The 13,413-nt window shown below is 50.0% G+C and carries 6 protein-coding genes; 4 read left to right on the top strand and 2 right to left on the bottom strand.

Annotation, left to right across the window (positions count from 1 at the left end; genetic code table 11):
• Positions 1-3 precede the first annotated feature (3 nt).
• The 4 genes from OCV31_RS01190 (at position 4) to OCV31_RS01175 (ending at position 10,472) form a co-directional block, all read left to right on the top strand.
• Positions 4-7,854, top strand: a complete 7,851-nt coding sequence (locus tag OCV31_RS01190; RefSeq protein WP_148471825.1) for an S-layer homology domain-containing protein — start codon at positions 4-6, stop codon at positions 7,852-7,854.
• An 82-nt stretch (positions 7,855-7,936) separates the two neighbouring features.
• Positions 7,937-8,518 carry a GNAT family N-acetyltransferase gene (locus OCV31_RS01185; RefSeq protein WP_148471823.1) on the top strand — a complete coding sequence of 194 codons (582 nt, stop codon included), beginning with the start codon at positions 7,937-7,939 and terminating at the stop codon, positions 8,516-8,518.
• On the top strand, positions 8,508-9,494 hold the full coding sequence (locus tag OCV31_RS01180; protein WP_148471821.1) for a DnaD domain-containing protein: 987 nt from the start codon (positions 8,508-8,510) through the stop codon (positions 9,492-9,494). The genes OCV31_RS01185 and OCV31_RS01180 overlap by 11 nt, the downstream gene beginning before the upstream one ends.
• On the top strand, positions 9,495-10,472 hold the full coding sequence (locus OCV31_RS01175) for an ATP-binding protein (RefSeq protein ID WP_148471819.1): 978 nt from the start codon (positions 9,495-9,497) through the stop codon (positions 10,470-10,472).
• A gap of 278 nt (positions 10,473-10,750) precedes the next feature.
• Here OCV31_RS01175 and OCV31_RS01170 read toward each other — a convergent pair whose 3' ends face one another.
• Both OCV31_RS01170 and OCV31_RS01165 read right to left on the bottom strand, forming a co-directional pair.
• The gene (locus OCV31_RS01170) at positions 10,751-12,088 is read right to left on the bottom strand and encodes a CAP and S-layer homology domain-containing protein (RefSeq protein WP_148471817.1); all 1,338 of its coding nucleotides are present in this window, start codon (positions 12,086-12,088) and stop codon (positions 10,751-10,753) included.
• 119 nt (positions 12,089-12,207) lie between these two features.
• Positions 12,208-13,038, bottom strand: coding sequence for a copper amine oxidase N-terminal domain-containing protein (locus tag OCV31_RS01165; protein ID WP_148471815.1), 831 nt, complete (start codon positions 13,036-13,038; stop codon positions 12,208-12,210).
• Positions 13,039-13,413 lie beyond the last annotated feature (375 nt).

Raw genomic sequence — 13,413 nt, 5'->3', positions numbered from 1 at the left:
AAAATGACAAAAAGAGCTACAGCATTCCTTCTGGCACTATTGATGGTTGCGCAGGTACTTGTACCCGGCGCAGCCCGTGCCGAGAAGGCAGTCTTGCCTTATCCGAAAATGGACAAGGAACTTGTTGAAGTAGGAAAGGTAGACGGGAAAGATTATCCCAAACTGACGAACAAAGTTATTCTGGACATCCAGAAACAAGCGACAGAAAATAGCAGAAAGCATCTACAGAAAAAATCCGGAGCAACGGCGTTTAACACGCCGTATCTCCCCGGACAAGACATTCCGGATAAAGACAAGCCGAGAATTGTAGGGAAAGTATCTGCAGATTTCAAGACAATAGGTTTAGACGGCGGAAAATTCGACTGGGAAGGCGTCTTTGGAAAAGATTCCAATGGCAATCTCGGAAAGGCGAAACTCGTTTTTAAACAATGGCTTAACAATAAAGAAACTGGCCGTTTTTACGAATTAGAAGTGAGTAGAGATGGGAAATATAGCTGGACAGACTGGACAGGAGAGCCGGCTAGAATCCCATTATATTCAGAAGGATTGGAAGCATACACCTATTCTGCGTATTTGGATCAAGATGTATCGGAAAAGGTAAAGCTGCTGACCTATCGTATTGCAGGAACACCCGGATCAGCCGGCTTTGAAAAAGATCCGGAAACGGGATTAAATGTAGCAAATATTGTGATCGACCTAAGCATTCAACAAGTGGCGTCCACGAAATTTGTTTCCGAATGGCATACCGGTTTAGCTGAAAATGCAAGACCGCCGGTGAATGGGGAATTCGATAATAAGATCGACGAGTACCCGGGTTACTTCCCCTTCTCCACAAAAGACGGGGGATCTATCATCATTCGCAATGATTTTGTCAACAACTCGGATTATGAAGATCCGGGTTATACGGAATATTCCTCTTCGTCTTTAGTGAAAACGCCTGAGATAAAGGTAGCAGAGGACTATATCGGTGATGATGCGGAAGGAAATCCTATAAGTAGCTTTACTTTAGATGAGGACAATCAGCGCATTACCTTTGGCGAAAAGATTTTTTCCTATAAATTTGAGTACGACGTCATTAACGGCGGGAAGCTCACCATGACGGAGATCATCCCCGTGACTTTCGATGCTAATGGCGGGAAGTTTGCTTCCATTACCGAAGACGGCGCAGACCAAAAGATCGTTAAGGAAGTGGAATACGACGGCACGTTGACGGACAAGGCTGAAAATCCCACGAAGGATCGCGAAACTTTTAAGGGCTGGTCGGAAACGAAGGGTGGAACAACTCCCGTCACGGCTGACTTCTTTAAAAACATTAAAGAAGCCAAAACCCTTTACGCCATTTGGGACAACAACGACATTGTTGTAGAGCAACTTGAAGTAAAAGAATCTTTCAAAGATGGCACGGGTTATGTCAACGACTTTATTCCGACACTTGAACAACTCAAGGGACAGGTGAAGATTAAAGGCGCCAAGGGTGATTCGCAACCGTTGGCGACTGACGATAAACTTGAAATTTTAGACGACAGCGGCACTGCTATTACCGGCGATGCATTAAAAGATTATCTTTATGAAAAATTAAAAGAAAAAGATAATCCTAATGATGAACCTACAAGAGTAGAAACGGTAAAGGCGAAAATCACCCATAAAAACGGCACGAGCCAAACCGTGGACATTCCCATTAAGGTCGTAAAAAACATTTACGAAGCCAAGACCTTATCGGAAAGACCCTTCTATGTACCGGACGGCTATGTAAAGGTTACGTTGGATCCCACCACCAAGGCGCAAGATCCTCAAAAGACTTATTACTATGTGAATCCGGATGCGAAAGTGGTGATCCCCGGGAAAGACCCAACAGGAACAGGCGATAATGTCTTTACTAAATGGCTAATTAAAGGAACTACTGACGAATATAAATTAGCTGATAAGCCAAGGCATATGTTCACGAAAGATACCACAATTGAAGCCCAATATGAAAAAGAAAAACAAGGCACCATCAACATCAAATACGTTGATGAAAATGGCAAAGAAATCGACCCTAAGTACCATAAAGACGGGGTAGACTACCCTGAGACAAAAGAAGGAAAACTAGGCGATTATGCGGATGACCGGGATTATCCCAAACCGGGCCCTGATTTTAAGGGATATATCTATAGTTCAAGAGAGTCAATAAAGGGCAAAAAATATAAAGACCCAACAGATCCTGATAACTTAGATATAGTAACTTACAAATACTACAAGAAAGTAACCACAGATACTCCAAAAAATCCTTATGTATACTTCCCGGTTATCTTTGATGCCAACGGCGGTGAATTTAAATCAGACACAGTAACTCAAAAGACTGTCTATGTATACTTTGACGGAGACAACGCTACTGTTGAAAAAGTAACTTTTAAAGAAGTCAAGGATGAATTTGACAAAGCATATAGCAACCCAACAAAAGATGGATTTGATTTTAAAGAATGGCAAAACGCTAAGACAGATGGAACAAAACCTGCCGATGATTACGAAATTCAATTCAAAGGCTGGAATTGGGATGCAGACCCGGTAAACGGTTATGTACCGGAAACTTTCTACGCCCACTATGCCAAGGCCAGTGCCCTAATTTCCTATCTTGACTTAGATGGAAAGCCTATTGCTGATACATTTAAGATTGACGGAGTAGAATATCCTACAGAAAAAGAAGGCACAGCCGGCGAAGCGATAGAAAAAAATGTCTATACAGCTGAAACAGCACCGAAGCTTATCGGCTATAAGTTCAATAGAATTGAACTGAATCCTGCAAATTCAAAATATGCCCTAGATAACAAGGCGACCATTAAGATTTACTACGAAAAACTTCCGGATGTCATTCCGGAAAAAGACGGGTCCGGCAATCCAAATGAAAAACCGGACGGATATGTTGAAGTCAAATTTGTTCCGACAGACAAGGCAAAAGATACGACTGCAAAGATTTTCTATGTAAATCCCAAGAAAGATGTCACCATTCCGATTGAAAATCCGGAAGCGAAAGCGACCTACACCTTCAAAGAATGGAAGATGGGGGCAAAAGCGGATGGTGCGGTTTATACTCCGAGCACTGCACAAAAGTTTACTGAAGCAACAACAGTAATCACTGCAACCTATGAAGAAACAGAAAACATCATTCCCTACGATCCCAGCGTTCCCGATCCCAAGGTTCGCCCCGAGGGCTATGTAAGGGTCACCTTCGCAGCGGAAAAGGGATTAGAGCTTACCGAGTCCAAGGCCTATTATGTCAAGGCAAATGCAGGGATCACACTTGGAAATAAAGACCTTGTAAAACCAAAGTATTCCGAGGATACCGGCTACAAGTTTAAAGAGTGGGACCAGGAGGACACATTAAAGATCGAAGCAGCGGACATCGTCGTCATCGCCAAGGCCACGAAGCTGGATAATGTGATTCCGGAAAAAGACGGTGAAGGCAATCCAAACACGAAGCCCGAAGGCTACAAGGAAGTCATCTTTAAAATAAAAGATGGCGACGAAGCCAAAGGCTCCATCGAAGGCGTAACCAAGTTCTATGTCAACCCGACGGAATATGTAAAAATCACTCCACCGACGACCAAGGCCAACACCGGCTATGAATTCGGCGCATGGGATAAAAACGCGACGATTCCTACGGTGTATGACAAAGACACGACCATTACCGGCTCCTTTAACGGACCGAAGGATGTTATCCCCAAGACGAATCCGGATGGAACGGAAAACAAACAACCGGCGGGCTATGTCAAGGTTACTTTCGTTATTCATCCGGAAAATGCCGGAAAGATTGAAGCGGGTGAATCCGAAGTCTACTACGTCATCCCGAATAAATACGTAACCATCACGCCGCCGAAAACATCGCCTAGTGTGGGCTATAAGTTTAGAGCGTGGAGTCCCGATCCGGCGACGCCGACAAAGTACACCATGCCTAATACAGAGGTTTATGGCTACTTTGATAAAATCGGAGACTTTATTCCTTCTACGGACAAAGAGGGAAAACCCAATTCTAAGCCCGAAGGCTACGTCACCGTTACCTTTACTGACGGCAAACATGGGACAATAACCTCGGGCAAAAAGGTTTACTACGTCAATCCGAATGCCAATGTCAATATGAGTGATTTGACATTTGCCAGAAATTCGAATCGTCCGGTGGTTACGCCGGATGTAGGCTACGATTTCAGTCATTGGTCGAAACAGAATGACTTTGTGATTAAAGAAGACTTAGTAGTAACTGCGATGTATACTGCCCATGCTGACGTCGTCCCCAAGGACAAGCCGACAGGCGGGGAAAATAAAAAACCTGACAAATATATCACCGTCACCTTTAAAACGACGGACAAGGCGGGAAGCGTAGAAAAAGTCGTTTACGTGAATCCTGAAAAGGCCGTGGAATTAGAAGGCTACGCACCGAAAGTAAATCCCATTACCGGCTATGAATTTGCCGATTGGGATCGTCCCATCAAGGAAAAAATTCAATACGCCGATAATGATGTTATTACGGCACAATTCAATGAAATTGGCAATGTGTCCAAAGTTGAAAAACCGGGCTATGTCAAAGTTGAATTTAAACAAGGTGATCACGGAACCCTAACGGGGGATGTAAATCTTTGGATTAAGCCGGGTGTAAAGGTCACCATTCCCGCGCCGGATGTCAAGCCCAGTGTCGGCTACAAGTTCGATAAATGGGACAAGGATTTAACCGTAAAGCTTGAGGCCAAGGACTCACCTTATAAAATTACAGCAGGATATACAGACCGAGGAAATATCATCCCTCAAAAGAATACCGACGGAAGCGATAGGCCGGACGGCTATCACATCGTCACCTTTAAAGCGGATGCCAATGGATCCTTATCGGGAACAACGGTTTACTATGTCAAACCGAATACAGACATCGATCTGACAAACACGGCCGATGCCATTACCAAAAACCCCAATGTCGGCTACACGGAAGATGGCGGCACCTGGGATCCTGTAATAGTAAAGAAGCAGTTCGCCGAAGATGCAACCTATACCTTTAATTTCAAGGCGTTGGATGATGTCATTGAAAAAATAGACGAAAACACGAAGAAACCCGACGGCTACGTCACCGTGCAGGTCGTGCCAACGGATAAAGCGACGGTCGAGACGGAAAAGATCTACTACGTCAATCCCACCAAAGAAGTGACCATTCCCTTCGTCAAGCCCACGGGCAAAGATGTGTCTGTGGATGCAAGCAATCCAAAGGCATTTACCTGGAACTTCACCAAGTGGACGTCCGACGAAGTTCCGTTTAGAACATGGACGGATGAAATCAAAGCCAAGTTTACAAATGACACAACCGTCGTCACCGCCCAATACGAAAAGAGCATTACCGACCAAGGGACGGTAATTGCAGATGAAATCACCGTTCACGAATCCTTTAAAGAAGGAGATACTGGGGTCAACAACTTTATTGAAAAGGAAGCGACGGTCGATCAATTAAAGGCTGCCTTGAAAGTAAAGGGCAATTCCCTGCCCGATGATGCCACGGTTCAATTCCTCGACGATGATGGAAATCCGCTTGCAGGTGACGCATTAAAGAACGCTCTTTACGACAAGCTGAAAGAAAAAAATGGCGGCAACAATCCGTCTCGGATAGAAACCATCAAGGCAAAAGTCACCTTTAAAAACGGCGAAGTTCAAACCGTAGACATCCCCATTAAGGTCATCAAAAACATTTACAAAGCCAACACCAATGGGGAAAAACCGAACTACGTTCCGGATACCTACGTAAAAGTCACGGTCGATCCCACGACGAAGGCGAAGGATCCGCAAAAGTACACCTACTATGTGAATCCCGAAGCGAAAGTGGTCATCCCCGGGGAAAACCCCACGGGCACCGGCGATAACAAGTTTGTGAAGTGGACCTATGACGATAATGGAGTCGAAAAGGAATACAAACTTGCCGACAAACCGAGACATCAATTTGGTGCTGACACTACCATCACGGCCCAATACGTTTCCGATGTCATTCCTCAAACGGGAGATAAAAAACCCGATACAGTTCCCGCGAATTTCGTGGAAGTGAAATTCGTCCCCACGGACAACGGGACGATGGAAGGCCCCAAGACTTTCTGGGTCAACCCGAAAAAGGCAGTCACCATTCCCGTGAAGGATCCCGTAGGGAAACAATACTTCACTTTTAAGGAATGGAAGATTGGCGTAAATGCCGACGGAGCAGTTTACAATCCAAGTACTCCAACGAAATTTACCGATGTAAATGGAACCACCATCACCGCCACCTATACGGAAGCGAAAAACATCATCCCCTACGATCCCAATGAGCCCATTACCAAGCCTGAGGGCTATGTAAGAGTGACTTTTAAGGCAGATCCGGGCTTAAAGCTCACGGAACGAAAAGCCTACTACGTCAAGAAAAATGCAGGTATCACATTCGGAAATGCTGAACTTGTAAAACCGAATTATACCGAAGACACCGGATACAAGTTTAACGAGTGGGATCCAAAGGATGATACGATCATCGTAGCGACGGACATTGTCGTCACCGCCAAGGCGACGGAGCTGGCTCCGGTCATCCCGGAAAAAGACGATAAGGGAAATCCGAACGATAAACCCGAAGGTTATGTCACCGTTACCTTTGAGAAGGGCGCCCACGGCACATTAGAAGGTAAGACGGTATATTACGTCAACCCGAAAGTAGCGGTTGTGTTAGAAGGCGTGGCTCCGAAGGTTCATCCGAACGCAGGCTATGAATCTGCCGGATGGGATATTTCCATCAATCAAGCCATTCAATACACAGTTGACACGACCATCACCGCCCTTTACAATAACCCAAGCGACATCTCCACAAAGGAAATCGACGGTTATGTAAAGGTAGAATTCAAGTCGGGTGAACACGGCAGCTTATCCGGACCGACCAATTATTGGGTCAAGCCTGGTGCAGAAGTTTATCTTCCCTCGCCGTGGGTAACGCCCAATGACGGCTACCGATTCGACAAGTGGGATAGATCGCTAAAGGTTAAGTTTGAAGCGAATGCTCCGACCTATGTCATTACGGCGCAATACGAAAAACAAAAGCCTGTCGATCCCACGCCCGAATTACGGCCCTATCCCGTTCCCGGCGATTGCAACAACACTTGCGAGCAACCGAATCAACCGAACCAACCGAATCAACCGAACCAACCGAATCAACCGAATGTCGGCAAGGATGCGTTGAACACCACGGATCACTACCAATACCTCATCGGTTATCCGGACGGCAATTTCGCCCCCAACAGGGGCATGACCCGTGCGGAAGCGGCCACCATGTTTACCCGCCTCTTGAACGAGCGCCCGGTAAAATGGCGCCACTACAACGCGGGCCTCTCGGACATTCGCCCCGGCGACTGGTACGCGAACACCGTGGGCTATGCGGTGCAACGAGGCATTGTCAGCGGCTATCCCGACGGCAGCTTCAAGCCCAACAAGCCCATTACCCGCGCGGAATTCGCCGCCATCGCTTCGCGATTCGACGCATTGGCGCAAGGAAATGCCATTTCCTTCAGCGACCTGGCGCCGAGCCACTGGGGCTATAACGCCATTCGCTCTGCGGCGACCAAGGGATGGATTTCGGGCTATCCGGACAACACCTTCCGCCCCGAACAAGCCATTACCCGCGCAGAAGTCACGGCCATTACCAACCGCATGTTGAATCGCCACGCCGATCTCTATTGGATCGACGCGCACCCGAGTGAAGTGATTCGCTTTGGCGATGTGAAGCGCAGCGATTGGTACTTTGAACCGATCATGGAAGCCACCATGGGCCACGATTTCATTCGCGACCGCGACAAGAAGACAGAACACTGGACGGGCATTAACGGCAAGAGCTTTATCTAAAGCCTATCCTCCGCCCATCTGAAAAAAGTGAAAAAACCCCCTCGCCCCTTATGGTACAATCATAGGAGGAGGAGGGGGTTTTTTGCGCGATAAAAAAGCCATGGACGTGGTGCCTTTAAAGGAAGAACACGTGCGCGATTTTTTAAACTGGACGGACTACGACGACCCGCTCTTCAGTATGTATAATTTTATGGAAGACGAGGACACGGTGGGGGATTGGTACCGCTGGAAAACCAAGGGCCACCGGGATCAGTACTTCGCCATTGTGGAGGCGGGACGCGCCGTGGGCTACATGGGCCTGAAAAACATTTCCCTCATCACCCGCACCGCCGAGGTGGGCATTATTCTGGACCGGGCGGTGATCGATCGGGGCCTGGGCCGGGCGGCCATGCATTGGCTCTTGGATTACGGCTTTTACACCTTGGGGCTTGAGCGGATTCTTCTGGAAGTGCTTCCCTGGAACGGGCGGGCCATTCATCTCTACGAGTCTTTGGGCTTTGAGCGAATCGGCCGCATCTACCGCCGGGTGGATTTGCCTCAGGGGGCCGTGTACGATCCGGCCTTCGCCCCGTACAGAAAGCAGATGCGCCCCACGCGGCATTTTTGTGCCGTGTCCGTGCATCAAATGGAAATCACGAAAGGCAGGTGGCGGCGTGGAATTTAAATTGAATCCGCCGAAATTGGATTTAGGGGATACGCCCATTGAAAATATTTTTTTAAACGATTACATGCCCCAGGCCGACGGGGATTTCGTCAAGGTGTATTTGGCCGGTCTGCAACTGGCCACCAATGGCGGCGAAGGCGACCACAAATCCATGGCCGATCGCCTGAATCTCTTGGAAAGCGACGTGAAGCGGGCCTGGGACTATTGGGAATCGGAAGGCATCGTGGAAAAGATCTACGAAGGGGAAAGCTACGGCATTCGCTTTTTGCGCCTGAAGGAGCTCTATACGAAAGAGGTTTACAGCCCCGAGGCCACGAAGAGCGATTTCGTGCGCCGACTGGAGGATACGGAAATCGCCAATCTCTTTTCCAAGGTGGAATACTACATGCGCAAGCAAGTGCCCTATCAGCAAAAGCTGGACATCGCCGCCTGGCGCGAGGTCTACAACATGACGCCGGAGATGATTCTCGAGGCCTTTCGCTATGGCACCGAAGAGAAAAACAAGCGCTCCGTCCCCTACATCGAGGGGATCGTGAGAAATTGGGCCGACGCCAATGTGCGCACACCCGAGGCCTTGGCGGAAAATTTCCGCACCCACGACGCCGCCTACTACCGCTACCGCCACCTCTTGCAGCTTATGGGCTTATCCGACAAGCCCTACATCCGCGCCGAGTCCGACGCTGTGGCCTCTTACGCCGAGGAAATGGACTTCGCCCTTTTGGAAGAGGCGGCCCGGCGCACCGGGGGCATCGGAAAGCCCAATTGGCGGTATTTTGAAAGTATTCTCGCCGCGTGGAAGGCGAAGGGCATCAAAAAGCCCGAGGATCTTTCCAAGGATCAAAAGCCCAAGGTCATCCGGGGCCATCGGCCTCAGCCCATGGCGGGATCGGCCACGGCGAAATACAGCGCCGACGCCTTGGAAAAAATGGCCCAGCGCAAGCGCCGGCAATTTATAGAGGGGAAAGGACAGAAATAGATGGCATCCATCTTCGATAAAATTCGGGCGGATTACGACGCCCTCAGGCGAGAAAACGAACAGACCCTCCGCGAGCGCAGGGAGGAAGCCTACGCCATGGCGCCGGGTCTTGAAGCGGTGGAAGAAAACATCCGCGCCCTGGGCTTTGAAGCGGCCAAGGCCACCCTTTTAAGCGGCGACGCCGACCTGGCCGATGCCGCCGTGAAAGAGCTCGAAACCTATGAAGCCATGGCCCGGGCTATGCTCGTGGAGGCGGGGCTTCCGGCGGATTACCTGGATCCCATCTACCGCTGCAGCCGCTGCAAGGACAAGGGCTATTTGGAAAACGGCGAGCGCTGCAACTGCATGAAGCAGCGGATCACCGCCTACCTCCACCGCTCCAGCCACATCGAGCGGCAAATCGAACAAAACAACTTCGGCAACTTCCGCCTGGACATCTACTCCGATCTGCCCTTTGCCGACGAGGGCATCTCCCCGCGGCAAAACATGGAAGAGATCCTGGCCGTGGCGGAAAACTTCATCGCCACCTTCGGCGAGGCCAACGACATGAATCTGCTCCTCTACGGCCCCACGGGCCTGGGCAAGACCTTCCTTTCCCACGCCATCGCCGCCGAGCTCATGGCGGCGGGAAAATCCGTGGTCTACGAAACGGCCTTCGGCCTGGTGCGCATCTTTGAGGAAAAAACCTTTAATCGCGATGCGACAGACGAAATAAAAATGGCCTACGACAGCCTCTTTACCGCGGATCTCTTGATCATCGACGATTTGGGCACCGAGCTCACCAATTCCTTCACCAACTCCCAGCTCTTTAACATCGTCAACAGCCGCATGATCGACGGCAAAAAAATGATCATCAGCACCAACCTGAGCCCGAGAGAACTTTCCGCCGTCTACGGCGATCGAATCTTCAGCCGCATCTTCCATAAATTTGTGCCCATGGCGTTTTTTGGGAAAGACTTGCGTTGGGAAGCTGAATAAAGCCACTTGCGAGTCGCTTTATTCAGCGAGCTACGCGGGTAGCTTTGTCCCTACTTTTTTCTTTTCTCCTTCGCTTCTTTTTCCCTCCCCCGGGAAGCGGCACTTGAAGACATAGTGTGCAAAAAAAGAAAAGGAATATCATCACAAATAGTGTGTTCCTAAAAATCAAGACAAAAGTTGGGAGATCGGCCACCGAAACGAAAGAACGCGTGGTGAGTGCCCATCCCCAAGCAAAAAAGAGAAGTTGTTTTTACACAACTTCTCTTTTTTGCATCGCATCAATAGAAGTGGGTGCTTCCCACGATAAAGAATTTGTACGATCCGTTATTTTTTCTCGGGGCCGCTTTGGCTTCGACGTAGAAGTATTTATAATCCGGATCCATCATGTTTTCGCGATGGCCGGGGGAATCCCACCACTGCTTATAAAAAACTTGCGCCAGTTTCGCACCGTCGGCGATGATGGGAAAGTCGTATTGATCCAGAGGGCGCGTGCTCTTCATGCCCGTGGAGAGCAGGTTTTCACCGCCGAAGTACAGACCCATGTAACGGAAAGCCTTGAGCCAGTGGTCTCCGTTCAGGCGCACGTGGCTTTGGCCATTGACAGTGATGGAGCCGTGGGCGGCGAGCTCATTGCAACGCGCGGCGGCGCCTTGGGCAAATTCATCGGACCATACCAGGGGCGCGCGGCCCAATTTGGCCCGATCCTCATTGATCAGGCGGATAAATTCGCTTTTAAAGGCTTCGCGGTCGTAACCGGTGCCGGCATTAAAGGCATCGATCAAACGATCCATGTTTTCCGCTGTCTTGTTGTTCTTCGGTTTCGGCGTGGGCTTGTATTTCCAAGGCTCGGGCGCCGGCAACTGTTTCCCGGGCAGGGGCACAGGGGTGTTTATGTCGGGAACCGGCACGGACGGCCTTCTTTCGGGGGCCGGAGCAGGGGTGTTTCTTTCGGGCAGCGGAGCGGGGCTTCGTTTTTCCGGCGCGGGCGTGGGATTTGGCACAGGCGCAGGCGCGGGATTCGGCGCTTTCTTCACGGCAAAGCCATTGAAGAGCATGACGAAGACGTCGCCGCGGGTGGCGGGGGCGTTGGGGCTTAAGTTTTCAAGGCCCGCCCACGGGCCCGCGATGCTCACTTCTTCAGCCCATTGAATCCAGCTGTCGGGCCAGGTGGCTTTGGCCGCCCTTGCCTTCGTGAGCCGTTTGTCTTTAACGGACACGAGAATTTTCATCATTTCGGCGTTGGTGATGTTCTTTTCCGGGCGGAAAGTGCCGTCCGGGTAGCCTTCAATGGGCACCACCCCGTTTTTATTTCGAATCGCCTTGGTTACGGCGATGTAGCCGTTGGCCCAGTGGGTCAGGGGCACATCGGGATAAATCAGCATCCGCCGATTGGTCAGGTGCTCGACCTTTCCCACCCGCACCAGAAGAGCCGCCGCCTCCGATCGCTTAATGGGCTTCTCCAGGCCCAGGGAGCCGTCGGGGTAGCCGTTGACAATGCCCAAATCTTTCATGACGGCGATCTTTTCGTCTCGGCTCTCGGCAAAGGCTTCCCCTGCGGGAAGCAGCAGCCCCAGGGACAAGAGAAGGGCGGTGAATAGTTTCAATCTTCGTTTCATAGAAACCTCCGAAATTTTGGAATCGGAACTTCCCTTCGCGCGATCCGATGGGTGCGCAAATTCGTTCCGTTCTTTGGATAGGAAAGACGATTCTCCCGGGAAGAGAGAATCGCTTTTGATTATCGAATTTTTTTATACTCGACGACGACAGGGGAGCCTTTTTCTGTGACTCTGCATCCGCCCTTATAAAATTGGATGGTAATTCCGCCTAACTCGTCGGTCCCCGTTTTAGGATCGTAGATCATGCCCATTGGATTTCCTACGTACCGGTAACCTTCGGGACTGTCGTCCAACATAGCGGCAGCGGCGGCGTGAGTGAGACCGTCTTTCTTGTACTCAACAACGACGAGCAAGAAATCTTCGTCGTCTTTTCTTACATACATGCCGGTTATTTCTTTGGCGGAGGGAGCCTTCGCTTTCGCCGGCTTTTTCGCGGGCGCGGGCTTCGGCGCTTCAGCTTTTCGCAGCTTCGCAAATTCCTCGGCCTTGTATAGGCTCTTGTCGCCGATAATGACGACGCGGTTGGCGGCGTCCCAATCCACGGCGGTGCCGAAGCTTTCGCCGATGAAGCGCACGGGAACGAAGGTGCGATTCTTCGTAATCTTCGCTGCCGTCTCCAGGGCCACCTCCTTGCTTTCGCCGGCGGCGTCGTAAACCAGGGCCTTGTTGCTGTCGATGGTAAGCTCGATTTTCACTGCGGCGGCGTCGGCTTTGGCATTTGTAATGGTGACGCGGCGGGCGCCTGCATCCCACGTGACGTTATAGCCCAGGCTTTCGCCGATAAAGCGTACGGGCACCAAGGTGCGGTTATTTTCGATAAAACAAGGCGCGTCCGTTTCCACCTTCTTGCCGTCCACGGCTAAGTACAAATCCCCTTGGGCGAACGACACACTGCCCAGGCCCAACGCCAGTACAAGCGCCAGCAAAGACACAAACAAAGACTTCTTCATGATATACCTCCTTGAATATTGTATTACGATTATTATATCGAGTTTTCGTAATAAACAAAAGAGAAAATGAAGTTTTCTTATTTTTTCAATGGATACTTATTTTCTGTCTATTCTTTCGTTTCTTGAACAACTTACCTTCAAGATGCGGAGCGAACGGAAATGAATTCAAGATACGCTCTTACTCAAAAATTGATTTTTACATGGCTCTGAGACCCGGGGAAGGGCCCAGGGCGTTGCGATTCGCCCTCTGGCCCTTCCCCGGGGCCCCATCCCCCTCGACCCTAACGCTTTCTATATGTGCGAAGCCCTGGCGGGCTTCGATTCCTTCTGGGCTTCTTCGCCAACGCGAGAAAGTGAGTTGGGCGAAGAATTCTT

The organism is Aedoeadaptatus acetigenes, assembly GCF_025566985.1.
Classification (GTDB): domain Bacteria; phylum Bacillota; class Clostridia; order Tissierellales; family Peptoniphilaceae; genus Aedoeadaptatus; species Aedoeadaptatus acetigenes.
Note: the sequence above shows the minus strand (reverse complement) of the source record. Positions and strands in the feature narration are given on the sequence as shown.